Source organism: Bradyrhizobium sp. CCBAU 11430, assembly GCF_028128855.1.
GTDB lineage: Bacteria > Pseudomonadota > Alphaproteobacteria > Rhizobiales > Xanthobacteraceae > Bradyrhizobium > Bradyrhizobium ottawaense.
Map to the genome: position 1 here is coordinate 1 of NZ_LBJV01000064.1, position 26,307 is coordinate 26,307.

Sequence of the window (26,307 nt, forward strand, 5' to 3'; positions counted from 1 at the left end):
GCAGGATGGAGCCTCAGAGATATGTGCATGCCCTAGTGCGAACGCAGGGACCCATACCGCGTGATCTGTCCCTAAGCCGCAATGCTGGTACCACGGGAAGGCCCCTTCACTTCCAATCTCAGTCAAACCTTTCTTGTGGTTATGGGTCCCTGCTTTCGCAGGGACGACACTTCATTTGACGCTCCCTCCCGGCCAACTCTCGCGCGCACCTCCGCATTTCCGACGCGCTCTCCCTCGCCAGTCATCCTCCGTAAACTACTGCGCTTAAGGGAATTTTCCGGCCTCTTCGCTACCCTCGATGGCTGAATTAGGTTGCGTTAAGTCTAGTGCCCGCCGAGACCCCGCCAACCCATGATTTCGACCCGCGATAACGAGCTTGGTGCACGCCGCGAGCAAGGCCCGGAGGCCCTGGTCGCGCTGAGCCAGCTTGCGCTCGACCACATGGAACAGGGTGTCTGCGTCTACGATGCCGACAACCGGATCGTGCTCGTCAACCAGCGCTATTTGAGCCTGTTCAACATGTCGGCCGAGATCGTGCGGATCGGCACGAGCTATCGCGACGTGCTCGCTCACAGCGCCTCGCTCGGCAACTTTCCGGTGAGCGAGATCGAGACGCTCTACACCAGGCGCGTGGAGCAGATCGCGGGGGGAAAGCCGTTCCGGACCGAGCAGCAGCTTGCGACCGGCCTCGTCATGTCGCTCGAGCTGAAGCCGCTTCCCGGCGGCGGCTGGATGACGATCTGCGACGACGTCACCCGCCTCGCCCGGCTCGAGGCGGAATTGCGCGTGCAGACGGAGCGCAGCCAGCACGCTCTCTCCAACATGTCCCACGGCCTCATCATGTACGATGCCGACAGCCGTGTCGTCGTCTGCAACGAACGCTTCCTGAACCTCTACAATCTCGACCCCGAGATCGTGAAGCCAGGGGTCCCGCATAGCACGGTGATCGACCATTGGATGTCACGCGGCAATTTGCCGGGCATGGCGGCCGACGATTTCCAGAACTCCAGGTTGGAGGACGTGCGGGCCAGAAAGGCGAAATCCCTGCTGGTGATGCGCCATGACGGACGCATGGTGCAGGCGGTCTCGCGCTTCCTGCCCGACGGCGGCTGGGTGACCGTGCATGAGGACGTCACGGAGCGGCTGCAATACGAGGAAACGCTGCGGCAGCAGAACTTCATCCTCGACGCGGCGCTGGAAAATATGGCGCATGGGCTCGCCTTCTACGACAGCGACATGCGCCTCCGCGTCTGCAACACCACCTACCGCAAGATCTACCTGCTGTCGCCGCAAGAGACCAGGCCCGGCACGCATCTCGCCGAGTTGATCGAGCGCTCGATGGCGAACGGCGCGTTCTCTTCCGAATACAGCCCGCAACAGCTGCTGGAAGCCGCCAGTGCGAGGATCGCCAATCACGACGCCTCTCCGATGCGCCGACGGATGTCGAACAACACCGTGATTTCGGTCAGGTACTGCGCTCTGGCCCAGGGCGGCTTCGTCGCCACTTATGAGGACATCACCGAACGCGAGCACGCGATCGAGGAGCTGAGCGAGCAGTATCGCCGCTTCGACGCGGCGCTGAACAACATGAGCCAGGGCCTGTGCATGCTCGATGCGAGCCTGCGCGTCATCGTGTGCAATCGCCGCTACATCGAGATGTACGGCCTGTCGCCTGATGTCGTGAAGCCCGGCGTCTCGATGCGCGAGATCATGGAGCATAGCTGCGAGCTCGGTATCCATCAGAACACCACAGCCGCGCGGCTCTATGCCGATTACGTCGAGCGGCTACGCGAGGGCGAGCATACGCTGCACCGCCATTTGAGCGACGGCCGCATCATCAAGCTCAATCACAAGCGGATGGAGCATGGCGGCTGGGTCGTCACCTACGAGGACGTCACCGAGCGCCACAAGGCCCAGGCGCGCGTCGCGCACATGGCGCGGCACGATTCGTTGACCGACCTGCCCAACCGCATGCTGTTCCGCGAGAAGATGGGCGAGGGACTGAACCAGGTCGCGATCGCCGGCGGCGCCATGGCCGTGCTGTGCTTCGACCTCGACAATTTCAAGACCGTCAACGACCGCCTCGGCCACGCCGCCGGCGACCGGCTGCTGCGCTGGGTCGCGGCGCGGCTGAAGGAGAATGTCGGCGAGCACGATACCGTCGCCCGGCTCGGCGGCGACGAGTTCGCCGTGCTCCAGCGCGGACCGCAACCGCAATCGGCGGAAAAGCTGGCCCGGCGCCTGGTCGAGGTCATCGGTCATCCGCCGCCGCTGGAAAGCCAGTCGATCCATGTCGGCGTCTCCGTCGGCATCGCGATCGCGCCCGACCACGGGCTCGATGCCGACGAGCTGATGAAATGCGCCGATCTCGCGCTGTACCAGGCCAAGGCCAAGGGGCGTGGCGCCTATCAGCTGTTCGAGCCCGAGATGGAGGAAGAGGCGCGCAGTCGGCACGCGCTGGAGCACGATCTGCGCGGCGCGCTTGAGGCGCGTGAATTCCATCTGGTGTTCCAGCCGCAGGTGCGGCTGGATTCATCCGAGCTCACCGGGTTCGAGGCGCTGCTGCGCTGGAAACATCCCTCGCGCGGCTTCGTCTCGCCGGCCGAGTTCATTCCGATCGCTGAAGAGACCGGGCTGATCGTTCCGATCGGCGAATGGGTGCTGCGCAGCGCTTGTGCGACTGCCGCATCCTGGCCCGATGTCACCGTCGCGGTAAATCTGTCGCCGGTGCAGTTCCGCTCGCGTGGGTTGGTGGCGATGGTCACGAGCGCACTTGCCGAAGCCGGCCTGCCGCCGCAACGGCTCGAGCTCGAGGTCACCGAGACGGCGCTGCTCGACGACAGCGAGGCGACGATCGAGATCCTGCACCAGCTTCGCGCGTTAGGCGTGCACGTCAGCCTCGACGATTTCGGCGTCGGCTATTCCTCGCTGAGCTATTTACGCAAATTTCCGTTCGATCGCATCAAGATCGATCGCTCCTTCGTCGGCACGCTCGGCGAAAGTCCGGAGAGCGTTGCCATCGTCCGCACCATCGCGAGCCTCGGCTCCGTGCTCGGGGTCGAAACGACCGCGGAGGGCGTGGAGACCGAGGAGCAACTCGACTTCGTCCGCGAATGCGGCTGCACCGCCGTACAGGGCTATTATTTCGGCAGGCCGTGCCCGGCATCGGAGGTCGGCCGCGCCATAGAGACGCTGAGTTCGGTCCGGCGCGTGGCGTAGCGGCTTTCTGCTCCCTCAAATTCCGTCTCTCGGCACACGAAAAAACGACGAATTGTCGCACGTGCCGCCTCGACCGGGATTGCCGCACCGCCCGGCGCCCGCGATCCGCGCAATGCGCTTTTCTTCTCCGTCGATTTCAGGAACAATCGCCTCGCAAGAACGAGAAACGGCGACCCTCAAAGAGGCCGCCGCGAGGGGAGGAGTTTCAATGCCGCGATACGGGCTGAAGACGATCGCATTTGCCGCGATGCATGCTGTCATGGGCGCATTGCTCTCGACTGGCACCAGCGCGCAGGACTATCCCAGCAAGCCGATCACGCTGATCGTGCCATGGCCGGCCGGCGGATCGACCGATATCTCCATGCGCGCCATCGCCGACAGCGCGTCGAAGGTGCTGGGGCAGCCGATCGTGATCGACAACAAGGCCGGCGGCGGCGGCACGGTGGGCCCGGCGACCATGGCGGCGGCCGCGAAGCCGGACGGCTACACCATCTCGCAGATTCCGATCACCGTGTTCCGCCTGCCCTTGATGCAGGAAGTGTCGTGGGATCCGGCAAAGGACTTCACCTACATCATCCATCTCACCGGCTACACCTTCGGCGTGACCACCAGCGCGGAGTCGCAGTTCAAGAGCTGGAAGGACGTCGTGGAGTTCGCCAAGGCGAATCCGGGCAAGGTGACCTATGCCACGCCGGGCGCCGGCACCTCGCTGCATATCGGCATGGAGCAGATCGCCGCGATGTCCGGCATCAAGTTGACGCAAGTCCCTTTCAAGGGCGGCGCGGAGACCAATGCCGCGGTGCTGGGGCAGCACACGATGCTTCAGGCGGACTCCACGGGATGGCGGCCGCTGGTCGACGCCGGCAAGTTGCGGCTGCTGATGGTGTGGACCGGCGCACGCTCGCCGAACTATCCCGACGCGCCGACGCTGAAGGAGCTCGGCTATCCCATGGTCTATGATTCCCCCTTCGGCATCGCCGGCCCGAAAGGCATGGATCCAAAGATCGTCGCCAAGCTGCACGATGCCTTCAAGAAGGCGGTCGAGGATCCGGCGGTCGTGGCTACGCTTGCCAAATACGACATGGTGCCGAACTACAAGAACACCGAAGACTACAAGAAGTTCGTGGTCGAGGTCACGGAGTCTGAGCGCAAGGTGATCGAGACCCTCGGGCTCGCGAAGAAGTAGGACTGAGCCAGTTCCGTGTCCCGGACGCGGTGCAGCGCTTCTTCAGCGGTGCATCGCAGAGCCGGGATCCACCTTTGCCACGAACCTATGGGCCCCGGCTCTGCAGCGCAGCGCTTCGCGCTGCGCAGCGTCCGGGGAACGGCCGAGAGAGCGCCGATGAACAGTCAAACCAACGTCAAACTCCGCCTCAGCAATTCCGAGCTCTGGGGCGGGCTGATCGGGCTTGGGCTCGGCGGCTTCGTGATCTGGTCCGGTATGAAGCTCAAGCTCGGCACCATCAACGACCCCGGCTCCGGCTACGTGCTGTTCTACACGGGCATCCTGATGTGCGTGTTCGCAGGCGCCATCATCGTCTCGGCGGTCACCGAGGGTGCACCGACATTGGCCTCGCGCTGGGAGAATGTGCGCTGGAGCAAGCCGCTCCTGTTGATTGGCTGTCTCGTGGCATTCTCCATTGCGCTGGAACCACTCGGCTTCCTGCTGTCGTCGATCCCGTTGGTGCTGCTGCTGTTGCGGCTGATTGATCCCGTTCGCTGGACGCTGGCGATCCCGATCGCCGTGCTGGTGCCATCAGGCATGTGGTGGGTGCTCAAGCGGCTGCTGTTGATCCAGCTGCCCTCGGGCCTGTTCGGGATCGGTTGACCCTATGGATACGCTTGTCAACGTCGCCCATGGATTCGGCGTCGCGCTGCTGCCGGTCAACCTGCTCTACTGCTTCATCGGTGTCTTCATCGGCACGCTGGTCGGCGTACTGCCGGGCATCGGGCCGATCTCGGCGATGTCGCTCCTGCTGCCCGTGACGCTGTCGGGCACGCCGGAATCCGGCATCATCATGATGGCTGGCATCTATTACGGCTCGATGTATGGCGGCTCGACCACCTCGATCCTGGTCAACATCCCCGGCGAAGCTGCTTCCGTCGTCACCTGCATCGACGGCCACCAGATGGCGAAGCAGGGACGCGCTGGCCCTGCACTCGGCATTTCCGCCTTCGGCTCCTTCATTGCCGGCACATTCGCGCTGATCGCCTTGATGCTGGTCGCGCCGAAGCTTGCCAGCGTCGCCATCGCGTTCGGCCCGGCCGAATATTTCAGCCTGATGGTGCTCGGCCTCGTGGTGCTCACCTTCCTCACCCAGGGTTCGATGCCGAAGGCATTGCTGATGGCATGCATCGGCGTCGTGCTCGGACTGATCGGGCTCGACAGCATCACGGCACAGCCGCGTCTGACCTTCGGCCGCATGGAGCTGATCGACGGCATCGGGCTCGTGCCTGTCGTGATGGGCCTGTTCGGCGTTGCCGAGGTACTGCTCAACACCGAGCAGGCGATCAAGCGCGACATCATCAACACCAGGATCACCCATCTGCTGCCCACCAGGGAGGACTGGAAGGCGAGTGCAGGTCCGGTCGGCCGCGGCACCATCCTCGGCTTCTTCCTCGGCATCCTGCCGGGCGGCGGCGCGGTCGTGGCGTCCTTTGCCTCCTACGCGCTGGAGAAGCGGCTATCGAAGACGCCGGAGCGTTTTGGCCATGGCGCGATCGAAGGCGTCGCCGGGCCGGAATCGGCGAACAACGCCGCGGCGGGCGGCGCCTTCATTCCGCTGATGACGCTCGGCATTCCGCCGAATGTGGTGATGGCGCTGCTGCTCGGCGCGTTCGTCATTCACGGTCTGCAGCCGGGGCCGCTGCTGATCACGCAAAACCCCGGCCTGTTCTGGGGCATCGTCGCCAGCATGTATATCGGCAACGTCATGCTGCTGATCCTGAACCTGCCGATGATCGGCATGTGGGTGCAACTGCTCAAGCTGCCCTACAACATCCTGTTTCCCCTGATCATCCTGTTCACGATCCTGGGCGTCTACTGCTCCAGCAACAACGTGTTCGATGTCTATGTGATGATCGCGTTCGGCATCATCGGCTATTTCATGCGCAAGCTCGGCTATGAACCGGCGCCGCTGGTGCTGGCCTTCGTGCTGGGACCGATGATGGAGAACAACCTGCGCAAGTCGCTGATCCTGTCGCAGGGCGATCTCTGGACCTTCGTGCAGCGGCCGATCTCGGGGGTGTGTCTCGTGTTTGCCCTGGTGCTGCTGATCGCGCCACTATTGCCGTCGCTGCGCAAGAAGCGCGAACTGGTGGCGCTGGATGAGGGGGCGTGACGTTTCGTAGGTGGGCAAAGCGAAGCGTGCCCACCATTCGCGCCGAATTGTTGGAGAGATGGTGGACACGGCGCAAGTGCGCCTTTGCCCACCCTACGGCATCTCAGCTTGCAGCAGGCAGCGCACTATCCGTTGAAGCGCCCCACGGGCGCTCGGCAGACGCCAAGCCAATCAGGCGGCCCTGGATGTAATCACAGCCCCAGTCGCGCAGCATGTTGGCGGCCTCCTCGTTCTGCACCCATTCAGCGACGGTCTTGATGTCGAGGCGGCGGGCGAGATCGATCAGGGTCTGCACGAAGGCGCGATCGTCGGCGGAATGTGTGATGTTCTGCACGAACGCGCCGTCGATCTTCACGATATCCACGCCGAGCTTGCGCAAGTTTCGAAATGAGGTGTAGCCGGCGCCAAAATCGTCGATGGCGATACGGCTGCCGAAATGCTTGAGGCGGCCGACGAAGGCGCGGACGTCATCGATGTCCTGGATCGCGACCGTCTCGGTGATCTCGACGATCAGCCGCTCGGCAACGCCGGGATGGGCCTGCATCAGCGATTCGATTCCCGCCCACCAGTCCGGATCCATGGTCGTATCCGGCGAGATGTTGAGGCTGAGGCAGATGTCGGGCGCGGCTGCGAGCTCGGCCACCACGAGCTCGAGCACGCGGTGATCGACCAGGCGGATCAGGCCGAGCCGTTCGGCGACCGGCACGATATCGGGCGCGAGCAGCACCTGGCCGTCGCCCTGGTCCATCCGCACCAGGCATTCATGGAAAGCGCGCTCGCGCGAGCCGGCCGACACCACCGGCTCATAGGCGAGCTTGATGCGGCGCTCGTTCAGTGCGGTGACGATTTCGTCGGTGACGCGGATGTTGACGCGGCGCTGCGCATCGCGTGTGGCATCCGGACGCCATACCGCGAACGAGCCGACGCGGCGGCGCTTGGCGGCATCCAGCGTCTCATGGGCGCGGTTGACGGCCTCGTCGGTGTTGCGGGCATAGCGCGGTACGCTGACCGCGCCGATCGAGGCGGTGACCGAGACCGGACCGGATTTGGTCGGCACCACCTCGTCGCGGATGCCGGCGAGGAAGCGCTCGGCGGCGACATTCATGTCGTCGACGGTGCAGTTCTTCAGGATCAGGCCGAACTTGTTGCCGGAAAAGCGGCCGAGCACGTCGCCGCCGCGCAGGCGCGAGCGGATGCGCTTGGCGACGTCAAGGATCACGGCGTCGGCAACGTCGAAGCCGAAGGCGTCGTTGACGCGGGCGAGATGGTCGATGCCGACCAGCATGAAGGCCGCAGTCGAGCGGAAGCGGGTCGTCTCCTCGATCGCCTCGGCCAGCGCGGCAATCAGATGAGAGCGGTTGAGCTCGCCGGTCAGCGGATCGAGCCGGGCCAGCTTGGTCAGTTCCTCGTCGCGGGCGTGGCGCTCATTGTTGATTCGGACCGAGCCGATCGCGCGCACCGGGCGGCCGTCGGGGCCGGCGAACCAGCGGCCGGTCTCCTCGATCCAGATCACGGGATCGGCGGCGCTCATGCGCACGCCGTACTCGACCCGGTAGGGCGTGCCGTCGGCACCATGCACGGCGTAGGCTTGTGCCAGCGCCGCGGTCCGCAGCGATGACGCGGGCTCGATCAGCTTGGCAAATTCGGCGCCCGTCGCCAGCCGCTCGGCGGGAATGCCGGGAAAGACGCTGGCGACCTGGTCACCCCAGACGATCGCATCACTGCCGATGTCCCAGGCAAACACGGCCTGGCCGAGGGCGGCCAGGATGTCGGAGGCTTGCGGTAATGCGGGGATCAAAATCGCCTCGTTTCGGGACAGGGGGAAAGTCCTGAGCTGACACAGGATAGAGCCAGATTCGTCCCCAACCCTAGGCAAAGTTGATAAACAATTTGGAAACCACGTTTCTACACGCCGGGGGAACCAAACCGGCCCGTCCGGCATAGGCCTTGCGAGTACTGACACGCACCCGGCGCCAGCGTCCCGAAACGCGACAGGCTCTGCCGGATCAACGGTGATAGCGATGTTGAGTACCGATCGAACGGACGCGGCGGATAACGGCACGGGCACGGCCCTGGTGCCGCTACTGCCGGTTTTGCAATGGGTCCACAAGACGCCGTTGCCGCGTCCCGATCCGAGCTTCGTCGCCCAGCTGATCGCCAATGCCGAACATCTGCCCCAGGCAAGCAGGCTGCGCCGCGCCTCTTCCGAAGATGCGCAGACGGCCTATGGCAGCAAGCGCCCGCTTCAAAGCGTCAGTGCGCGCACGCGGCAGGTGGCTTGAGATCGATCAGCGCGGCGGCGTGTCGGGGGACGGAGACGTGCCGTCGCCCGGCTGCAAATGCGGCGAGGGGACTTCCGGCGATGGCATGCTCGACACCGGCTTCGGTGCGGGAGGATCCATCAGCACGGATTCGGCGACCGACTGTGCCGAGGGCGCGGGCGGTGCCGCCGGTGCTGCGATCGGCGCGGACACCGGCTCGAACTTGGGCTCGGCCACGGCATCCCCCGCCGGAGCTTCCGCCTGACGCTTGGCCTTGCGTGGCGCCGGCACCGTTGTCTCGGCGACATAGGTGACGCGGCGGCGCGTGCGCTGGGCAATGCCGCCGAGGAAATCGGCCATCGCGAGCAGCACCAGCAGGAAATAGGTCGAGTTGCCGAATTTGGGCCACATCACGAATTCGGCAGCGGCCGCACCGAACAGGATCAGTGACAGCAGATGATCCATCAGGAATTTCGAGCCGGGCCGCGCGCCCTTAATAACTTCGAGCAGCAGCAGCACGATACCGAGCGCCAGCATCACGTCGGCGAGCGTGACCGGCCAGGTCTCGCCTGACACCATCGGCACCTTGAACAGCACATCCGTGAAGGACACGGTCGGCATCAGGAAGGCGATGATGTTGTAGACCGCGAGCGGAATCAGAAGCAGCGGGAAACCGACCATCGGCGAAATGCCTTCTCGATCAAGATATCCAGACAGGACAATGCGGCGGCGAAGCATTAGCTCCGCCGCCGCCACTGTCATAGCTCATGGGTTGGCCGAAATCAGGCAGGCCCAATTATCCTGCCTGGAGAAAGGTCCTTAACTCAGGACTCTTTCTTCTTCAGGACCTGACGGCCCTTGTACATGCCGGTCTTGAGGTCGAGATGATGCGGACGACGCAGCTCGCCGGAGTCCTTGTCTTCCACATAGGTCGGCTTCTTGATGGCGTCTGCCGAGCGGCGCATGCCACGGCGCGACGGCGAGGTTTTTCTTCTCGGAACGGCCATTTCAATATCCTCTAGGGATTGGTGTTATCAGGGCATCGTCCGCGAGGGACGGCTCAGCACCCGCAATCCGAGGCGAGCTGAATGCCGATCAAGGCCGCGCTTATAGAGGAAGGCTGGCCGCAAAGCTAGGCTCTTGGGCCGGAAAATACGCCCGGAAAGGGCCCAAAATCAACGATTTTCCCGCCAGCAGGTCGCAAGCGAAGAGGCCTGCGCCCTTGCCACATAGGTCCCGGCCAGCCGCCGGACGCCCGGACCGGGGGTTTTAGCGCTGCGTTTGACCGGATTCGGCAGGATCGAGGCCAGAAGGGCCGCCTCGCGCGGGGAGAGGGCGCCGGCCGATTTGCCGAAGGCATAGGCGCTGGCCGCCCCCACCCCGAACTGGCCCTGCGGGCCGAGCTCGGCGATGTTAAGGTAAATCTCCAGGATCCGCGACTTGGGCAGGACGAGATCGATCCAGAGCGCCAGCGGGAATTCGAGCGCCTTGCGGACGAAATCCCGGCCCTGCCAGAGGAACAGATTCTTCGCGACCTGCTGGGTGATCGTGGAGGCGCCCCGGAACGGCATACCATCCTCCTGCGCGTCGTCGATCGCCTCGCGTAGCGCGCCCCAATCGATGCCGTGATGCTTGCAGAAATGGGCATCCTCGGCTGCAACCACCGATCGCGGCAGCGAGGGCGACATCGCCGCCAGATCGATCCATTCCCGCTGCATCGGCGCGCCGCGAAGCGAGCGCCACGCCATCAGCGTCGAAACCGGATGGCCGGTGCGGTAGAACGGCGCGATCACATAGGGCGCGAGAATGACGACCGCGAGCGCTACCAGCAGGATTTTGACGATGCGCAAATCGACCTTTCCGGCACGGAACGAAACGCGGCCACGGCTCTCCCCATTAAGTCTGTGATAATCCGGGCCTTTTCCAGCACTTTTTAGGCCTTCCAAACGATTGACTGGGGCGGGCGCATAAAGGATTGTCCCGCCGAATTTTAGTTCTGGAGCCCTTCTTGATGACCGGCACGTCCCCGTCCGATTTCGCCAAGCGTCTGGACAAGACCGCTGATGACACCGAGGCCCTGCTCGGGCGCCTGTTGTCGGACGACATCCTGCACGATGAGATCGCCCGGCCCAAGCGACTGATGGACGCAATGCGCTATTCGAGCCTGAACGGCGGCAAGCGTCTGCGCCCGTTCCTGGTGGTCGAGAGCGCGGCTGTGTTCGGTATTCCCCGTGAAGCCGCGTTGCTCGTCGGCGCCGCGCTCGAATGCATCCACTGCTATTCGCTGATCCACGACGATCTGCCGGCGATGGACAATTCGGACCTGCGCCGCGGCCGCCCGACCCTGCACAAGAAGACCGATGATGCGACCGCGATCCTCGCCGGCGACGGTCTGTTGACGCTCGCCTTTGACATCGTCACCCGCGACGAGATCCATCGCGACGCCAATGTGCGGCTGCTGCTGACGCGCGCGCTGGCGCGCTGCGCCGGCATCGGCGGCATGGTCGGCGGCCAGATCCTCGACCTCGCCGGCGAAGGCCGCTTTGGCGGCAACGAGCCGATCGATGTCGCCCGCATTCAGCAGATGAAGACCGGTGCGCTCTTGCGTTACGGCTGCATCGCCGGCGCGATCCTCGGCCAGGCCACGGAAAAGGAATATCAGGCGCTCGACGATTACGGCCGCGCGCTCGGCGAAGCCTTCCAGATCGCCGACGATCTGCTCGATGTCGAAGGCGATGCGGCGGCCCTCGGCAAGCCGGCCGGCGCCGACGCCGCACTCGGCAAGACCACCTTCGTCACCCAGCTCGGCATCGAAGGCGCCAAGCAGCGCGTGCGCGACCTGCTCGCCCGGGCCGACAGCGCGGTCTCGATCTTCGGCGATCGCGCCGCAGTGCTGCAGGCCGCTGCGCGCTTCGTCGCCGAGCGGAAGAGCTGACACGCATCGATGGCGGCCGAGGGCAAAGAAGACCCCGTCCTCGCCCGCTTCCGCCAGATGTCGCGGCCGATGCGGCTGCTCTATGCGCGGCCGCGGACATTCATCGCGCTCGCGGCTGGCGTCCTTGTCTGTCTGCTCTTGCCGGGCTCACACCGGCTGGTGACACGGCTCCTGTTCGGCTGGGATGCGCTGATCGCGGTCTATCTCGTGCTGGTCTACGCAATGATGCTTTGCAACGACCATCAGCACATCCGGCGCGCCGCCGCGATGCAGGACGACGGCCGTTTCGTGATCCTGCTGGTGACGGCGATCGGCGCCTTCGCCAGCATCGCCGCGATCGTCTCGGAGCTCGGCACACCGCACCGGGGCGTGTTGGAGCTGACCATCGCCATCAGCACCATCGCGCTATCATGGGCCGCCGTGCACACGACCTTCGCGCTGCATTACGCGCATGATTATTATCGGAACGCCCCGGGTGGTCTTCAGTTCCCGAGCGGCGACAAGGAAGACCACGCCGACTACTGGGACTTCGTCTATTTCTCGTTCGTGATCGGCATGACCGCGCAGGTCTCCGACGTTGGCATCACAGACAAGACGATCCGCCGCACGGCCACGGCGCACGGGATCGTGTCGTTCATCTACAACACGGCGTTGCTGGCACTGACGGTCAACATCGCGGCGAGCGCGATTGCGACCTGACGTCGTCCCGGCCTTTCGGGACGACGATCTGGATCATGCACACCCTAACGACACACTTCGGCATTGGCATCGTTGCCGGGACCGCCGCCGCCGCGATATTCGAGGTGGCAACCGCGGCTGACCGGACGGCAGCCGGTGCTATTGCAGATGACTTGCCCGCCACCTGCGGCGCGACCGGCGCCGGCAGCGGCAGCAATGCCGGCCGCGGCACCATAGCCGCCCGCCGCGCCGCCGGCCTGAGGACGCTGCCGGGCGGGACGTTCATCACCGTCGTCGCGCTTCGCCGTTGCAGGCTTGGCCGGCTTGGCGGCTCGCTTCTTCTCGCACTCATTGTCGTCGTTGACCGCATAGCCCTCACGGCAGACGATCTTCGTGCACTTGTCGCCATCGGCCTTGAAGCCGTGCTCGCAGACCAGCGGGCAGACGCGCGACGGCTTGGCCTTGACCGCATCCAGCGCGTCAGTGCTCGCTACCTTCACGTCGAGCTTGGTGCCGGCATAGCGGTTGAACTGCGACAGCGAGCGTTGCGAGGACGTACTCCAAGTGCCGTCGGCAGCGCCCGAGAAGCAGCCAACGCGGCCGAGCTCGGTCTGCACCGAGCGGCTGAGATCGGCCGGCGCGGTCGCCGGCGTCAGGGTGGCAACATTGGTGCCTGCAGGGCTCGCCGTGCTGGCCGGCGCCGCGCTCGGGGCCGCAGCGGCGAGGTTGACGCGCTGCTGCTCGGCGGCAGCTGCCTGCTGCTGCGCCTGCTCCTTGGCCTTCTGCGCGGCGAGCTGCGCCTGCTCGGCGGCCTTCGCATCGGCCGCGGCCTTGGCCTGTGCATCCTTCTGCGCGCCAAGCGCGGCGAGACGATCACGTTCCGCCTCGGCCTGTTTCGCCTTCTCGGTGGCAGCCGCATGGGCCTGCTCGGCACCAATCTTCTCGACCTGAAGCTTGGCGAGGCTGGCATAGAAGCCATCGGGATGCTGGGCGAGGAAGGCGGCCCACGCCGCCTTGTTACCGACCTGGAGCGCGAGCTCGTAATCGCGGCGGATGTCGGCCTGCGGGTTCGGTGCAGGCGCAACTGTTGCTGCGGCCGTCACCTTGACCGGAACCAGCGGCACGTCCTCACCACCGAGCGAGCCGTAGACGAACGGCTCCTGTTTGTTACCGGTCGACTTGAGCACGTCGTCGCGCACGAAGCCGAAGGCGCGGCGGACGTCGAGGCCCGGCGTCGTCAGATGCTTCGACAGCGCGACCGTAAAGGGACTGTTGGCCCCGTCGCCGTCCTGGGCGGTGAAGCCGGCCTTCGCCGAATAGGCGATCAGCGTGTTGGGGCTGGTCGGCTCGACCTGGGCAAGCCCCCGGCCGATACCGCGCGCGGCCACCGTGCGCTTCATGGTCTTGCCGAACGGATTATCGCGGCAGGCGTCCAGGATCACCAGCCGAAGCTGTTTTGCCGGTTCGACGGCGACCAGGACGCGGTCGAGCGAGAGCGCCTCGTCGTAGACGTCGGTGTCGCGCTCGAGCTTGGCGTCGACGGGGATCAGATAATTCGAGCCCTCGACCTCGATGCCGTGACCGGCATAATAGACCACGGCGATGTCCGCATTGCGGGTCGCATCGGCAAACTCGCGCAGCACGCGCCGCGTATCCAGGGCCGACAGGTCGTGGCGGAAATCGACGCTGTTGAAACCGGCCTCTTTCAGCGTCTTCGCCATCACGGCACCGTCGTTGACGGGATTGGCGAGCGACGGCGCGTGCTGATAGGCCGAGTTGGCGATCACCAGCGCGACGCGGTTGCCGGCAAAGGCGGGATCCGTGCCGAACAGCAGCACGGCGGCGAGGAGAAGCGGGCAGAGTCTGAGCAGGTTGCGCATGACACGACTTCCGAAGTTCGGGACGTTTCGGTCCCCCTTGTGACCGCTTTAGCAGGATCCGGTGCCGGCGCTTGTGATGGAGGTCACCAAGGCCGGGCCGGCGACAGCCCGAAGGACCCCCTTTGTTTGTCGCGCCAGCGCGGTCGGGGTTCGCTGCCAAACCGGCGGACAGACCGAACTCCCCTAGCCATCGCCAATATGCCCCCGATATTGCGGCAGATTGTCCGAAATCTCGTGCCAGGGCGCCTTCGAGGCTACGAAAATGTGGGCGCTTGGCCGGATCGAGGGGGCATCAACCAGGGTTCCCATGGCGACATGGACCCATTGTCCTTCCCGCACCCGGGAATAAAGCAGTGAGCCGCATCGCCCACAATGGGCGTCATGGGTAGTGTCGTCGCCGAAAATCATCCGCTGATCCCCTCCCCCGACAATGCGGAGCTTGTCCTGCGCGATGCCGGCGAACGGCTTGAAGGCGGAGCCGGTGGTGCGGCGGCAGTTCGAGCAGTGGCAGTTCATCGCATAGGAGAACGCGTCGGCCACCTCAAAGCGCACGGCGCGGCAGTAGCATTCGCCGATCAGCATACGAGCGTTCGAAGTTTCTGATCCGGTCATTCCAACACCCTCGCGCGATTAGCGAGAGACACCCATAGCGCATTTCGAAGTGTACGACTAAGTTCCGCCCAAGCCATCATGCAAAAGGATGACCCATGAGCCAGAACCGTTCGAGTATCGAAGCCGTCGTGCAATCCTATTTCGACGGGCTTTACGAGGGTGACGCCGAGAAGCTCGGCACCATTTTCCATCCCTCCGCTGACTTGCGCTGGGTCGAGAAGGGCGAGCTTCAGGTCCTGACCGTGCCCGACTGGCTCGACCGCGTCCGCAAGCGCGCCTCCGCCAAGGCTGAAGGCAAGCCGCGCGAGGATTTCATCGTCACCATCGACCGTTCGGACGAAAGGACCGCCTTCATCAAGGTCCGTTGCCAACTGCCTCCGCGCTTCTTCACCGATTATCTGGTGGCGATGAAGCTCGCCGACGGCTGGCAGATCGTGTCGAAGTCGTATCGGTATGACCTGAGGGAATGAGGAGGGCCTGACGTTCCGCTGCCTGAATTCGGACGCGCTCGCCCTCCATTCTGCATCATTGCAAGCATAACTCTCGCGGCGTCATTGCGAGGAGCTCTTGCGACGAAGCAATCCAGAGTCTCTCCGCGGAGGGATTCTGGATTGCTTCGCTGCGCTCGCAATGACGGCGCGGATGAAGCGTGCGTAATCTCTTCCATCTCTTCTCCCGAAAGCTCCCCATGCATCTCGATCGTCGCTCCCTCCTCGCCTCGCTGTGCTGGATCGCCGCCTCCCCCGCGTTGGCCGCTGAGGCCCTGCCTGAGCTCGAAACCTATGAGCGCGACAGCGGTGGACGGATCGGGGTCTATGCAGAGAACCTTGCGACCGGAAAAAACTCGCATGGCGCGCCGACGAGCGCTTCGTCATGTGCTCGACCTTCAAGGCCTCGCTTGCGGCTTGCGTGCTGGCCCGGGTCGACCGCGGCGAGGAGCAGCTTGCGGCCATGATCGCTTACGGCAAGCCTGACCTCTTGGACTACGCGCCGACCGCCAAACAGAATCTTGCGGCCGGCGCGATGTCGGTCAGCGACATGTGCAAGGCGATCGTCGAGCTCAGCGACAATACCTGCGCCAATCTGCTGCTGGCGAGGATCGGCGGCCCCGCCACCCTCACCGCCTTCTGGCGATCGCTCGGCGATACCACATCCCGGCTCGACCACAACGAACCCGAGCTCAACCGCTCGCCGCCGGGCGATCCCCACGACACCACAACGCCGGCAGCGATGGCGGGAAATTTGCGGCGCCTGGTGGTGGGCGAGGCGCTGTCGCCGGCCTCCCGTGCCCTGCTCACCGACTGGATGGTGAACTGCAAGACCGGCGCGAACCGGTTGCGCGGCGGCCTGCCCGCGGGCTGGACCATCGGCGACAAGACCGGCAACAACGGCAAGGACGCCTCGGGCGATATCGCGGTGGTCTGGCCCAAGTTCGACAATAAGCCCGGGACGCCGATCCTGATCGCGGCCTATACCCAGGGCGGCACACCGAATGCGGCGCAGATCGAAGCCGCCTTTGCACGCATCGGGCGGATGGTGGCCGAGCGGCTGGCGTAAGCCACGCGCATTGACGTTGCAGCCGCTTCCGGGTCAAGACAGACCATCATGGAAGCGAAGTTTCAGACCTTTCTCATCCTGCTCGCTGTACTGGCAGGCGTGGCGCTGGCCGCACGCCGCTTCAACGTCGCCCCCGCCATCCTGCTGATGCTGGCGGGCGTCGGCCTCGCCTTCGTGCCGGGCATGCCCCCGGTGGAATTGCCGCCGGAATTGGTGCTGCTGATGGTGCTGCCGCCGCTGATCTACTCGGCGAGCGTTGCCATGAGCTGGCGTGAGTTCAAGAACAATTTGCGTCCCATCGTGCTGCTCGCGGTCGGAGCCGTGATCTTCACCGCAGCGATGGTGGCGGCCGCCACGCACTATATGATCGGCCTGCCCTGGACCATCGGCTTCCTGCTCGGCGCCATCGTCGCGCCGCCCGACGTGGTGGCGCCGCTCGCGATCGCGCGCCGGCTCAACATGCCGCGGCGGCTCCTGGTCATCCTCGAGGGTGAGGGGCTTGCCAATGATGCCACAGCGCTGATCCTCTACCGCTTCGCGCTGGCCGCCATCATGGTCGGGCATTTCTCGCTGCCGCTCGCCGCCGGCGAATTCCTCCTCATCGTCGCCAGCGAGATCGCCTTCGGCATCGGCGTCGGCTGGCTCTCCCTTCGCTTCCGCAAATGGTCCGGGGATCCGCAGGTCGAGCTGACGCTGTCGCTGATCACCCCCTACGTGTCCTACTGGCTGCCCGAGCATATCGGCGGCTCCGGGGTGATCGCGACGGTGGCCTGCGGTCTCTATGTGAGCTGGAACGGCCCGCTGCTGATCTCGTCGGCAACGCGCCTGCAGGGCATCTTCTTCTGGGACCTCGTGATCTACCTGATCGAGGGCGTGCTGTTCCTGCTCACCGGATTCCAGATGCGCGCGCTCTACGAGAAATCGAAGGCGTTCCCGCTCGACGACATCCTGATCGCGACTGCCGTGGTCCTCGTGATCGTCGTCGTCGCGCGCTTCGCCTGGCTCTATCCCGCAACCTATCTGCCGCGGATGCTCAGCAGATCGTTGCGCGAGCGCGATCCGTCGCCGCCCTGGCAATGGCCGTTCGTGCTCGCCTTCACCGGCGTGCGCGGCGCGGTGTCGCTGGCGGCCGCGCTGGCACTGCCGTTCACGCTGCCTGATGGCGATGCATTTCCGTATCGCGACCTGATCCTGTTCGTGGCCTTCGGCGTCATCTTCGTCACACTGATCGGCGTCGGGCTGACGCTGCCACCAGTAGTGCGGTGGCTCGGCGTCGCCGAGGCCGGCCGCAACGAGCATGCCGCCGAGCACGAGGCCGAGATCGCCGCACGCCGCCAGGCGCTCGATGCAGCACTGAAATCACTCGACGCGCTCACCGAGCAGAAGGACGTTTCCGACGAGGTCATGCGGCTGCTGCGCGCCCGCCACGACATCCGTGTCAACCAGCTGCCTGATTCACTCGATCCCACCCACCACGACGTCTCCGCCGCCGGCACCGCGCTGACCCGCGACCTGATCGCCGCCGAACGAAAATTCATCCACGATCTCCTGCGCGACGGCCAGATCACCGACGAGACGCGGCGGCGGATCGAGCGCGATCTGGATCTGGAGGAAGCCAGCCTGGCGAACCGGGAGTATCGGCGGACGCCGCTGTAGGCGCGGCCAGTCATTGCGAGGAGCCGTTGCGACGAAGCAATCCAGACTGCCTCCACGGAAAGACTCTGGATTGCTTCGCTGCGCTCGCAATGACGGCGGGAGCAACTACCGCCTCGCGCAAAACTCCACTATGGCCGACGCCACGGCCGCCGCAATCGTCTCATGCCGCTCGGGTGCGTTCATCGCCATTTCCTCGTCGCGGTTGATGATGGAGCCGGCCTCGAGCAGCACTGCGGCACTGCTGGTCCGCGAGAGGACGACGAGCCCGTCATAGCGGTAGACGCCGAAATCCTTGTCGAGCAACTGGCGCCGGTAACGGCCCATCAGCGGCAAAGTGTATTGGCTGGCATAGTGCAGGCCTTGCTCCTTCAACTGTCTGCCGATCATCCGGGCCAGCACCAGGCTGGTGGCGAAGTGCGAATTCTGCTGCGACACGAACAGCGAGTGGCCCGAAAAGCGATCGCTGAAATAGCTCTTCGCGCCATCGAATTCCCAGGTCTCGAGCAGCTTGTCCGGCACCGAATCGTGATGGATCGACAGGAAAAGATCGGCGCGCGACCCATTGGCGCTGCCGACACGTTTGAACAGGCTGGGCCGAGCCTTGCCGTCCGTGACGAGCAGGCGTGTTGCGGCAAAGCCTTCGGACTTGAGTTTCGCCGTGATGAGTCTTGCGAGACGGAAGTTGAAGCCGAACTCCGGATCGTTGCGCGCGCTCAGTGCGCCGTAGGAGTCCGGCGTATGCCCGACATCCACGACGATCCGGAATTTCGGCATCTCACATTTGGCTGGCGCGGGCGAAGGCCTGGGCCTCGCTTTCGCGACCTTTCGGGCCGGGGCGGCCAGACCCGCATCGATCGATGGAAGCAATAGCGCGACCAGCGACACCAGGAGAATTGCGACGATGTCCCGCCCTGACGACAAATCCTACTCCGCTGCCGCGATGCGTGGCCGGCCGACGAAGCCCGCGACATCGCCGAATCGTTCGAGCATGACCGCGGGCAGATCCTTCGACTTGCTGGTGACGCAGGCGCCCGAGCGCACCGCATAGCGATCCTGATGCGCCGCCTGCGGAGGCGGCTCACCCTGCTGCAGCGCCCGCGCCAGATCCATCACGGCCTTGCGAAAATGCATGATGCCGAGATCGGTCGGCCCGAGATGCTCGCGGGTCCGGTCGGCGATCGGCCCTTGGCTGTCCTGCACGGCGGCGTCCTGCTCGGAGACACCCTTGATGCCGGTGTAGCTCCGGGTCTTCTGGAGCTTGCGGTCAATCAGATAGTCGTTCCCCTTATGGCGCAGCGGCACGTAATGGTCGTCGACCTCCGCGATCACGCCGTTGCCGCGGTCGTAGGCGTCGCGCTCTGCTTGCGTCAGGGGGCGCTCCGGATTCCAGGCATAGGTGTAGATCCAGCAATTGGTGTCGGTGACAGGCACGAAGGTCTGGCCAAAAATGCTCTCGCCCGGCATCGCGCTCGGCGCGTAGGCGTGGAACGGCATCAGGAATTGCGCAATGCGCCAGTAGATGCTGTCGCCGCCGGTGAGCCGGCCGCCGGCAATGGTCAGTCCGGCGTCGTGCGGGCTGATCTTGATCACCGGACGCGGGTCTTCCGCGATCCAGCGCATGTGATCGCTCGCCATCCGCGCGATCGGATTCACAAAGTGCTTCTTGATGTCCAGGATCTCGTTCTCCTCCTTGTCGAAGGAGAGATGGGCAAAGGTGAAATGCGCAGTGTCGATCGAGCCTTCCAGCGCCTGCACCCAGTTGCAGTCCTGCCATTTCTTGCTGACGTAGCGGTGCGAGGCGGGCAGCAGTGCCATTTCGAGATCAGGCAATTCGGGTGTGGCCTCGAGCGGCCCCATATAGGCCCAGACCATCTCGCCCCATTCACGCACCGGATAGGATTTGATGCGGATCAGGTCCTTGGCGTTGAGGTCGGGGTAGGAGGTCGGCATGTCCAGGCAGCGGCCGTCGGTGTCGAATTTCCAGCCGTGATAGACGCAGCGGATGCCGCACTCTTCGTTGCGCCCGAGCCAGAGATTGGCGCCGCGATGCGGGCAATACTGGTCGATGACACCGACGACGCCGCGCGTGTCGCGGAAGGCGAGCAGTTCCTCGCCGAGGACGACGATCTTCTTCGGCTCGCCATCGGGCTCGGGAAGCTCTTCTGACAGCAAGACGGGAATCCAGAAGCGGCGCAGCAATTCGCCCATGCCCGTTCCGGGGCCGGCCTCGGTCAGGAATTTATTGTCCTCTGCGCGAAGCATGGAAGATCCTCCCGATTTGTTTTTAGGAAGATTGGCGCGGACACGGGAGGACGTCAACGCAAGAACGGGCTCTCGTAGGGTGGGCAAAGGCGCGCTCTTCGCGCGCCGTGCCCACCATCCTGTCACGTGTGCGGCGAGATGGTGGGCACGCTTCGCTTTGCCCACCCTACGGCACCGTCTCCTTAAACCGGCCGCTCCCCCTTCACCGTCACCCGCGTACCCGAGCGCGTGTGGGGCCAGTAGTCCCACATCGCGCGGTGCTGGGTGCAGCGGTTGTCCCAGAAGGCGATGGCGTTCTCGGTCCAGCGGAAGCGGCACTGGAACAGCGGGTTCTCGGCGTGCTGGTAGAGATAGGCGAGCATCGCGTCGCTCTCGTCCCGCGGGATACCGTTGATGTGGCGGGTGAAGCCGCGGTTGACGTAAAGCGCCTTCTTGGCCGTGACGGGATGCGTCCGCACAACGGGATGCTCGGCGCTCGGATAGGACGGACGGTCGGCGACGCCATAGTTCGCATAGAGCCCGCGATAGATCGGCTCGCCGTCATGCAGCGCGGTGAGGCCATCGAGATAGGCCTTCATGCGGTCGGACAGCGCCTCATAGGCGGCGTACATGTTGGCGAACAGCGTGTCGCCGCCGCGCGGCGGGCACTGCTTGATGTAGAGGATCGAACCCATCGGCGGTTCGAGATCGCAGGACACGTCGGAGTGCCAGCCCTCGCCGTTGGCGCGCGGCGAGTTCTTGTCGGCGTAGATCTTCATCAGCGCCGGGTCTTCGTCCTCATGCGGCGCGGCGGGATGGAAATGCAGCTCGCCGAACTTGCGGCCGAAGGCGAGATGCTGCTTCGGCGTGATTTGCTGGTCACGGAAGAAGATGACGAGGTTTTCGGCGAGCGCGCGGTGGATCTCGTCCATCTGCTGGTTGGAGCGCGCGTCGTCGGAGACGAGCCTGCCGATGTCCACGCCCGATATTTCCGCGCCGATGATGGGGGTGAGCTTCTCGACCGCGATGGTCTCATAGGGCGCGCCGTCATCGGCCGTGTGGCGATAGCGCGGGCCCTGCTTGCCGGCGAGTGAGCTCATGGCGTGTCTCCCGATCATTCTTGATTGGGAGCCATCGTAGCGCGCGGTGAGGGATGTGCAATCTGCACCGCACACTCAGTTCGTCGTCCCGGACAAGCGCAAGCGCAGATCCGGGACCCATAGCCACAGGGAGGGGTTTGACGCGAAATTGGTAACTCCGAGTCTTCGCCAAACCACTCCCTGTGGTTATGGGTCCCTGCTTTCGCAGGGACGACAGCGGAGTGTGGAGCGCTAGCGGAGTGAAATCACTCCGCCGCGGTCACCGGCACCTTGGCGCCCTGGCCGTAACGCTGCTCGATGTAGTCGATGACCAGCGCCTTGAAGTCGGCGGAGATGGTCGGCCCGCGCAGGGTGCGGAACTTCTTGCCGTCGACGAAAACCGGCGCGGCGGGCGCTTCGCCGGTGCCCGGCAGCGAGATACCGATATTGGCGTGCTTGGATTCGCCGGGGCCGTTGACGATGCAGCCCATCACCGCGACGTTGAGTTCTTCGACGCCGGGATATTTCGTCTTCCAGGTCGGCATCTCGTCGCGGATGAAATCCTGGATCGAGCGCGCCAGTTCCTGGAACGTGGTCGAGGTGGTGCGGCCGCAGCCGGGGCACGCCGCGACCAGCGGCACGAAGGTGCGGAAGCCCATGGTCTGCAGCAGCTCCTGGCCGACCTGCACCTCGCGGGTGCGATCGCCGCCGGGCTCCGGCGTCAGCGAGATGCGGATGGTGTCGCCGATGCCCTGCTGCAAGAGGATGCCGAGCGCGGCCGAGGACGCCACGATGCCCTTCGAGCCCATGCCGGCTTCGGTGAGGCCGAGATGGATGGCATAATCGGAGCGGCTGGCGAGGTCCTGATAGACCGCGATCAGATCCTGCACCGCCGAGACCTTTGCGGAGAGGATGATGCGGTTCTTGGGCATGCCGAGCTCTTCGGCGCGCGCGGCCGAGAGCAGCGCGGACTGCACCATCGCTTCGCGCGTCACCGCGCGCACGTCGCGCGGATTGGCCGAGGCGGCGTTCTCGTCCATCAGCTTGGTCAGCAGCTCCTGATCGAGCGAGCCCCAATTGGCGCCGATGCGCACCGGCTTGCTGTTCTTGTTGGCGATCTCGATGATGTCGGCGAACTGGGTGTCGCGCTTGTCCTTGAAGCCGACATTGCCGGGATTGATGCGGTACTTGGCGAGCGCCTCGGCGCAGGCCGGATAGGCCGCGAGCAGCTTGTGGCCGATATAGTGGAAGTCGCCGATCAACGGCGTGGTGATACCGCGCTTGGCGAGGCCGTCGCGAATGTGCGGCACGGCGGCCGCGGCTTCCTCGCGGTCCACGGTGATGCGGACCATTTCGGAGCCGGCGCGCGCGAGCGCCGCGACCTGGGCAATGGTACCGTCGATGTCGGCGGTGTCGGTGTTGGTCATCGACTGCACGACGATCGGCGCACCGCCGCCGACGGCGACGTCGCCGACCTTGACCTGGGTGGTGTGATGGCGCGGCGCTGGCCCCGCGATGTCGGAATCGATGGTGGTTTCGGGCTTGTTCATGGGGTCCAAATATCAGGTTTTGGTGACGTTCAGCAATGCATCGCGCGGCGCCGCAGCGACTTGGCTGGGACGGTTAACCAGAAAAAGCCCAGCAATTACAAGGACGGCAGCCGCCCCGAACGCCAAGCTTAGGGTGTCGTGCATGATGAAATAGCTACCGACGACGCCAAACAAAGGGGTGATGAAGGTAAAAGCCGACAATTTGCTGGCCGAATAGGCCTTCACCAGCGCGAACCAAAGCGTGAACGTGGTTCCAACCACCCAGATCGCCTGAAAGGCCATCAGGCCGAGCGACAGCGGCGCCGGGGTATGCGTGATGGTCTCACCGAACAGCCATGCCGCCAGTCCCAGGATCGGGATCGAGATCGCCACCTGATAACCCAGCGCCTTCTCGGGCGCGGCGAACCGCAACCTTGTGCCCTTGGCGACCAGTGTCGTCGCCGCCCACAGCGCGGCGCCACCGACGATCATGAGGTCGCCGAGCAGGACATGCGAATCGACATTGGGCTGCGGCACGCCAATCGCGAGGGCGACGCCGGCAAAGCTGATGGCAAGGCCCAGCCATTGCGAGGCGCCGAGCCGCTCGCCAAGCACCTGATAAGAGCCGAGCGCGACGAAGAACGGCGCGGTGTAGAGGAACACCACTGCGCGCGAGGCTGAGGTGAGACGCAGCCCCTGGAAGATCAGCACGAATTCGATGCCGAACATCAGCCCGGCAATCAGGCCCGGCTTCCACGTGCCATCATTCTCGAAGAATTTGACGCCGCGAAGCGTGCCGATGAGGAACAGCACCGGCAGCGCGCCCGCCGAGCGGATCGTGGCCTGCAGCATCGGCGGAATGTCAGGCAGCACCAGCTTCACCGCGATCTGGTTGAACCCCCAGGTCAGGCACAGCATGAGCATCAGGGCGATGGCGCCGGCACTGAGGGGACGTGCGGCGGAATAGTTGGCTTGTGGCGAGGACATCTCTTCCCGATTACCGGCTTTGCGCCGTTGTTGCTCTATGCAGCTTTCTGACAATGGGTGCAGACGCCCGTGATCTCCACCACGGACAATTTAGGCGCAAAGCCCGAGCTGCGCGCCGCGGCATTGAGGTCCCCGGCGAAGGACGCCGACGGGATCTCGCCGACCAGGCCGCAGCGCTCGCAGATCAGGAACGCCACCGCCGAGGTCGCGTCGTGGTCGTGGGCGGCACAGGCAAGGTAGGCATTGCGGCTTTCAATGCGGTGCACGAGGCCGTTGGCCATCAGGAAATCGAGCGCGCGATAGACCGTGATCGGCGCCGGCCGCGACATCGATTTGGCAAGCTCGTCGATCACCTCATAGGCGCCGAGCGGGCGGTGGCTGGAGAGCAAGGCCCCCAGCACCTGACGGCGTATCGGCGTTAATTTCTGAGCGCGCTGCTTGCAGACCTCCTCGGCATGCGCCAGCGCATCCGCGGTGCAGCGGCCGTGATCGTGGTCAGGCGCGGGAAATGCCGGCTTTGCGAGGGTCATGCGGCCACGTTCTAGCATTTGAGCCCGGGAACCCAAAGCACGACCCTGCGACCGGCTGCCAGCCATGCTCGCGCTGCGGGACAGCATCCTGATAATCCGCCATGGAATAATCATAAGCTTGCTTATTATATCCCAAGCTTATTGGAGACCAAGCTTATGACCCGCGGGTCCGTCGACCAGAACTTCCTGTTCACGCTCGGTGAGCTCTACCGCCTCTTGCGCGTTTATGCCGACAAGGAGGCATCGCGGTTCGGCATCACCCGGGCGCAATGGGCGGTGCTGGCCAAGGTCGAGCGCAGCGAGGGCATGAAGCAGTCGGAACTCGCGGAGCTGCTCGAGATGCAGCCGATCACGCTGACCCGCCTGATCGACAAGCTCTGCGACAGCGACTGGATCGAGCGCCGCAGCGACGCTTCGGACCGCCGCGTCAAGCGCCTGTATCTGAAGAAGGCTGGCCGGCAATTGCTGGGCCGGATGAGCGGGCTGAAGTCCGAGCTCACCGCCAACGCGCTCGACGGCATCACGCCGGCGGACGCCCATCGCCTCCTGGCCCAGCTCGAAACCATCAAGGAAAACGTGCGTACCGCGATCCAGACCAGCGGCGCGGAACAGGCGCGTAAGGAGCAGCGCTATGGCTGACCAAGTCCTCAAGTTCCAGCCCGAGCAGAAGACCGACAGCGGCAAGCCCACCAAGAAGGCCGGCACCGATCCGCGCCGCCGCCTGGTAGCCGGCCTGCGGCGTTACCGCCGCTTCCTGCTCCTGGTCGTGCTGCCTGTCATCGCCGCCATCGGCGGCATCACTTTCTACCTGCATGGCGGCCGCTATGTCGGCACCGACGACGCCTATGTCGGCGCGCAGAAGGTGCTGGTGACGCCCGACATCTCCGGCAAGATCCAGAAGGTCGTCGTGAAGGAAGGCCAGTCCGTCAAGCAGGGCGACGAGCTGTTCGAGATCGACCCCGCTCCGTTTCGCCACGCGGTGGACGAAGCCAAGGCGCAGCTCGCGCAGGCCCGCACGACTTACGACAACCTCGTCGCCAACATCAAGATCTATGGCGACATGCTGGGGCTTGCCCAGCAAGGCATCGATTTGAAGCAGCGCGACGTCGAGCGCAAGCAGGCGCTGGTGAAGAACAATTACGGCTCGCAGCTCGATCTCGACAATGCCTCGAATGCGCTGGTCACCGCCGGCGCACAGGCGCAATACATCAAGCAACAGCTCTCCAACGCCAAGACGCAGCTGCTCGGCGACCCCGAATTGCCGCTGGAGCAATTCCCATCCTACGCCCAGGCGAAGGCCAAGCTGGACGATGCCCAGCGGAACCTCGACCACACCGTGCTGCGCGCGCCGATGGACGGCGTGGCGACGCAGGTCGAGCAAATCCAGCTCGGCCGCTATGTCGCCGCCGGCACGCCGGTGTTTTCCATCATCGACGTCGCCCACCCCTGGGTCGACGCCAATCCAAAGGAGAGCGACCTCACCCACGTCACCGAAGGACAGCCCGTCACGCTCGAGGTCGACGCGTTCCCGAACCACGTCTTCAAGGGCAAGATCGGCTCGCTTTCGCCCGGCACCGGCGCGCAATTCGCGATCCTGCCGCCGCAGAACGCTACCGGCAATTTCGTCAAGGTGGTGCAGCGCGTGCCGATCCGCATCTATTTCGACGAGACCGACAAATATGTGCGGAAGCTGAAGGCCGGCATGAGCGTCTACGCCACCATCGACACCGGCCATCAGCGCTCGCTCGCCGGCCTGCTCGGCTTGTCGGCGACAGCGAGCCAGGATAAAGACTGAACGCAAG

The 26,307-nt window shown here is 64.7% G+C and carries 23 protein-coding genes and 1 pseudogene; 12 read left to right on the top strand and 12 right to left on the bottom strand.

What is annotated here, in order from left to right:
* Nucleotides 1-351: 351 nt before the first annotated feature.
* The 4 genes from XI04_RS23260 to XI04_RS23275 all read left to right on the top strand — a co-directional run bounded on the left by XI04_RS23260 (nt 352) and on the right by XI04_RS23275 (nt 6,560).
* On the top strand, nt 352-3,219 hold the full coding sequence (locus tag XI04_RS23260) for a PAS-domain containing protein (protein WP_212475272.1): 2,868 nt from the start codon (nt 352-354) through the stop codon (nt 3,217-3,219).
* Nucleotides 3,220-3,427: 208 nt separating this feature from the next.
* Nucleotides 3,428-4,405: a tripartite tricarboxylate transporter substrate binding protein gene (locus tag XI04_RS23265; protein WP_212475273.1), complete on the top strand. Its 978-nt coding sequence runs from the start codon at nt 3,428-3,430 to the stop codon at nt 4,403-4,405.
* A gap of 156 nt (nt 4,406-4,561) precedes the next feature.
* Nucleotides 4,562-5,047 (top strand): tripartite tricarboxylate transporter TctB family protein, encoded by a 486-nt coding sequence (locus XI04_RS23270; protein WP_028139646.1) that lies wholly within the window; start codon nt 4,562-4,564, stop codon nt 5,045-5,047.
* Between the two features lie 4 nt (nt 5,048-5,051).
* On the top strand, nt 5,052-6,560 hold the full coding sequence (locus tag XI04_RS23275; protein ID WP_095424917.1) for a tripartite tricarboxylate transporter permease: 1,509 nt from the start codon (nt 5,052-5,054) through the stop codon (nt 6,558-6,560).
* 103 nt (nt 6,561-6,663) lie between these two features.
* Here XI04_RS23275 and XI04_RS23280 read toward each other — a convergent pair whose 3' ends face one another.
* Nucleotides 6,664-8,358, bottom strand: coding sequence for a putative bifunctional diguanylate cyclase/phosphodiesterase (locus XI04_RS23280; RefSeq protein ID WP_271610298.1), 1,695 nt, complete (start codon nt 8,356-8,358; stop codon nt 6,664-6,666).
* Nucleotides 8,359-8,581: 223 nt separating this feature from the next.
* Here XI04_RS23280 and XI04_RS23285 point away from each other — a divergent pair, with 223 nt between their 5' ends.
* The gene (locus tag XI04_RS23285; protein ID WP_028139643.1) at nt 8,582-8,842 is read left to right on the top strand and encodes a hypothetical protein; all 261 of its coding nucleotides are present in this window, start codon (nt 8,582-8,584) and stop codon (nt 8,840-8,842) included.
* A 6-nt stretch (nt 8,843-8,848) separates the two neighbouring features.
* Here XI04_RS23285 and XI04_RS23290 read toward each other — a convergent pair whose 3' ends face one another.
* The 3 genes from XI04_RS23290 to mtgA form a co-directional block, all read right to left on the bottom strand.
* Entirely contained in the window at nt 8,849-9,502 is a 654-nt protein-coding gene (locus XI04_RS23290) for a hypothetical protein (protein ID WP_271610297.1), read from the bottom strand.
* A gap of 143 nt (nt 9,503-9,645) precedes the next feature.
* Nucleotides 9,646-9,828 (bottom strand): 50S ribosomal protein L32, encoded by a 183-nt coding sequence (gene rpmF, locus XI04_RS23295; protein ID WP_007598106.1) that lies wholly within the window; start codon nt 9,826-9,828, stop codon nt 9,646-9,648.
* Nucleotides 9,829-9,996: 168 nt separating this feature from the next.
* Nucleotides 9,997-10,671, bottom strand: coding sequence for a monofunctional biosynthetic peptidoglycan transglycosylase (gene mtgA, locus XI04_RS23300; protein WP_271610296.1), 675 nt, complete (start codon nt 10,669-10,671; stop codon nt 9,997-9,999).
* A gap of 161 nt (nt 10,672-10,832) precedes the next feature.
* Between mtgA and XI04_RS23305 the strand changes: the two genes are divergently transcribed.
* Both XI04_RS23305 and XI04_RS23310 read left to right on the top strand, forming a co-directional pair.
* Nucleotides 10,833-11,756: a polyprenyl synthetase family protein gene (locus tag XI04_RS23305; protein WP_095424920.1), complete on the top strand. Its 924-nt coding sequence runs from the start codon at nt 10,833-10,835 to the stop codon at nt 11,754-11,756.
* 9 nt (nt 11,757-11,765) lie between these two features.
* Nucleotides 11,766-12,455 carry a DUF1345 domain-containing protein gene (locus XI04_RS23310; RefSeq protein WP_028139639.1) on the top strand — a complete coding sequence of 230 codons (690 nt, stop codon included), beginning with the start codon at nt 11,766-11,768 and terminating at the stop codon, nt 12,453-12,455.
* Between the two features lie 44 nt (nt 12,456-12,499).
* On the opposite strand, the gene XI04_RS23315 is transcribed toward XI04_RS23310, so the two are convergent.
* Both XI04_RS23315 and XI04_RS23320 read right to left on the bottom strand, forming a co-directional pair.
* Complete coding sequence (locus XI04_RS23315) at nt 12,500-14,314, bottom strand: caspase family protein (protein ID WP_028139638.1); 1,815 nt, start codon at nt 14,312-14,314, stop codon at nt 12,500-12,502.
* A gap of 183 nt (nt 14,315-14,497) precedes the next feature.
* The gene (locus XI04_RS23320) at nt 14,498-14,926 is read right to left on the bottom strand and encodes a GFA family protein (protein WP_028139637.1); all 429 of its coding nucleotides are present in this window, start codon (nt 14,924-14,926) and stop codon (nt 14,498-14,500) included.
* A 95-nt stretch (nt 14,927-15,021) separates the two neighbouring features.
* Here XI04_RS23320 and XI04_RS23325 point away from each other — a divergent pair, with 95 nt between their 5' ends.
* From XI04_RS23325 to XI04_RS23335, 3 genes and pseudogenes are all read left to right on the top strand, one after another.
* The gene (locus XI04_RS23325; protein ID WP_028139636.1) at nt 15,022-15,396 is read left to right on the top strand and encodes a nuclear transport factor 2 family protein; all 375 of its coding nucleotides are present in this window, start codon (nt 15,022-15,024) and stop codon (nt 15,394-15,396) included.
* Nucleotides 15,397-15,614: 218 nt separating this feature from the next.
* Nucleotides 15,615-16,483 (top strand): annotated as a pseudogene (bla, locus tag XI04_RS23330) (class A beta-lactamase).
* Between the two features lie 48 nt (nt 16,484-16,531).
* Complete coding sequence (locus tag XI04_RS23335; protein WP_028139634.1) at nt 16,532-18,139, top strand: Na+/H+ antiporter; 1,608 nt, start codon at nt 16,532-16,534, stop codon at nt 18,137-18,139.
* Between the two features lie 105 nt (nt 18,140-18,244).
* On the opposite strand, the gene XI04_RS23340 is transcribed toward XI04_RS23335, so the two are convergent.
* From XI04_RS23340 to XI04_RS23365, 6 genes are all read right to left on the bottom strand, one after another.
* Nucleotides 18,245-19,060 carry an N-acetylmuramoyl-L-alanine amidase gene (locus XI04_RS23340; protein ID WP_038949502.1) on the bottom strand — a complete coding sequence of 272 codons (816 nt, stop codon included), beginning with the start codon at nt 19,058-19,060 and terminating at the stop codon, nt 18,245-18,247.
* A 3-nt stretch (nt 19,061-19,063) separates the two neighbouring features.
* Nucleotides 19,064-20,401 (bottom strand): Rieske 2Fe-2S domain-containing protein, encoded by a 1,338-nt coding sequence (locus XI04_RS23345; protein ID WP_271610295.1) that lies wholly within the window; start codon nt 20,399-20,401, stop codon nt 19,064-19,066.
* 182 nt (nt 20,402-20,583) lie between these two features.
* Nucleotides 20,584-21,480 carry a TauD/TfdA dioxygenase family protein gene (locus XI04_RS23350; protein ID WP_038949501.1) on the bottom strand — a complete coding sequence of 299 codons (897 nt, stop codon included), beginning with the start codon at nt 21,478-21,480 and terminating at the stop codon, nt 20,584-20,586.
* 245 nt (nt 21,481-21,725) lie between these two features.
* Nucleotides 21,726-23,009 (bottom strand): flavodoxin-dependent (E)-4-hydroxy-3-methylbut-2-enyl-diphosphate synthase, encoded by a 1,284-nt coding sequence (ispG, locus tag XI04_RS23355; protein WP_028139631.1) that lies wholly within the window; start codon nt 23,007-23,009, stop codon nt 21,726-21,728.
* 12 nt (nt 23,010-23,021) lie between these two features.
* A complete protein-coding gene (locus XI04_RS23360; protein WP_028139630.1) occupies nt 23,022-23,975 on the bottom strand; it encodes a DMT family transporter in 954 nt (317 codons plus the stop codon).
* A 35-nt stretch (nt 23,976-24,010) separates the two neighbouring features.
* On the bottom strand, nt 24,011-24,505 hold the full coding sequence (locus XI04_RS23365) for a Fur family transcriptional regulator (protein WP_028139629.1): 495 nt from the start codon (nt 24,503-24,505) through the stop codon (nt 24,011-24,013).
* A gap of 156 nt (nt 24,506-24,661) precedes the next feature.
* Between XI04_RS23365 and XI04_RS23370 the strand changes: the two genes are divergently transcribed.
* Both XI04_RS23370 and XI04_RS23375 read left to right on the top strand, forming a co-directional pair.
* Nucleotides 24,662-25,144 carry a MarR family winged helix-turn-helix transcriptional regulator gene (locus XI04_RS23370; protein WP_271610294.1) on the top strand — a complete coding sequence of 161 codons (483 nt, stop codon included), beginning with the start codon at nt 24,662-24,664 and terminating at the stop codon, nt 25,142-25,144.
* Complete coding sequence (locus XI04_RS23375; RefSeq protein WP_028139627.1) at nt 25,137-26,300, top strand: HlyD family secretion protein; 1,164 nt, start codon at nt 25,137-25,139, stop codon at nt 26,298-26,300. Before XI04_RS23370 ends, XI04_RS23375 begins: the two co-directional genes overlap by 8 nt.
* The last annotated feature ends 7 nt before the right edge of the window (nt 26,301-26,307 follow it).

What these genes read in the sequence shown, in the direction of transcription:
- XI04_RS23265 (WP_212475273.1), top strand. Translation starts at nt 3,428, where the DNA reads ATGCCGCGATACGGGCTGAAGACGATCGCATTTGCCGCGATGCATGCT.
- XI04_RS23270 (WP_028139646.1), top strand. Translation starts at nt 4,562, where the DNA reads ATGAACAGTCAAACCAACGTCAAACTCCGCCTCAGCAATTCCGAGCTC.
- XI04_RS23365 (WP_028139629.1), bottom strand. Translation starts at nt 24,505, where the DNA reads ATGACCCTCGCAAAGCCGGCATTTCCCGCGCCTGACCACGATCACGGC.
- XI04_RS23275 (WP_095424917.1), top strand. Translation starts at nt 5,052, where the DNA reads ATGGATACGCTTGTCAACGTCGCCCATGGATTCGGCGTCGCGCTGCTG.
- XI04_RS23350 (WP_038949501.1), bottom strand. Translation starts at nt 21,480, where the DNA reads ATGAGCTCACTCGCCGGCAAGCAGGGCCCGCGCTATCGCCACACGGCC.
- XI04_RS23320 (WP_028139637.1), bottom strand. Translation starts at nt 14,926, where the DNA reads ATGACCGGATCAGAAACTTCGAACGCTCGTATGCTGATCGGCGAATGC.
- XI04_RS23345 (WP_271610295.1), bottom strand. Translation starts at nt 20,401, where the DNA reads ATGCTTCGCGCAGAGGACAATAAATTCCTGACCGAGGCCGGCCCCGGA.
- XI04_RS23310 (WP_028139639.1), top strand. Translation starts at nt 11,766, where the DNA reads ATGGCGGCCGAGGGCAAAGAAGACCCCGTCCTCGCCCGCTTCCGCCAG.
- XI04_RS23375 (WP_028139627.1), top strand. Translation starts at nt 25,137, where the DNA reads ATGGCTGACCAAGTCCTCAAGTTCCAGCCCGAGCAGAAGACCGACAGC.
- XI04_RS23370 (WP_271610294.1), top strand. Translation starts at nt 24,662, where the DNA reads ATGACCCGCGGGTCCGTCGACCAGAACTTCCTGTTCACGCTCGGTGAG.
- XI04_RS23305 (WP_095424920.1), top strand. Translation starts at nt 10,833, where the DNA reads ATGACCGGCACGTCCCCGTCCGATTTCGCCAAGCGTCTGGACAAGACC.
- XI04_RS23360 (WP_028139630.1), bottom strand. Translation starts at nt 23,975, where the DNA reads ATGTCCTCGCCACAAGCCAACTATTCCGCCGCACGTCCCCTCAGTGCC.
- XI04_RS23260 (WP_212475272.1), top strand. Translation starts at nt 352, where the DNA reads ATGATTTCGACCCGCGATAACGAGCTTGGTGCACGCCGCGAGCAAGGC.
- XI04_RS23315 (WP_028139638.1), bottom strand. Translation starts at nt 14,314, where the DNA reads ATGCGCAACCTGCTCAGACTCTGCCCGCTTCTCCTCGCCGCCGTGCTG.
- XI04_RS23285 (WP_028139643.1), top strand. Translation starts at nt 8,582, where the DNA reads ATGTTGAGTACCGATCGAACGGACGCGGCGGATAACGGCACGGGCACG.
- XI04_RS23335 (WP_028139634.1), top strand. Translation starts at nt 16,532, where the DNA reads ATGGAAGCGAAGTTTCAGACCTTTCTCATCCTGCTCGCTGTACTGGCA.
- XI04_RS23325 (WP_028139636.1), top strand. Translation starts at nt 15,022, where the DNA reads ATGAGCCAGAACCGTTCGAGTATCGAAGCCGTCGTGCAATCCTATTTC.
- XI04_RS23290 (WP_271610297.1), bottom strand. Translation starts at nt 9,502, where the DNA reads ATGGTCGGTTTCCCGCTGCTTCTGATTCCGCTCGCGGTCTACAACATC.
- ispG (WP_028139631.1), bottom strand. Translation starts at nt 23,009, where the DNA reads ATGAACAAGCCCGAAACCACCATCGATTCCGACATCGCGGGGCCAGCG.
- rpmF (WP_007598106.1), bottom strand. Translation starts at nt 9,828, where the DNA reads ATGGCCGTTCCGAGAAGAAAAACCTCGCCGTCGCGCCGTGGCATGCGC.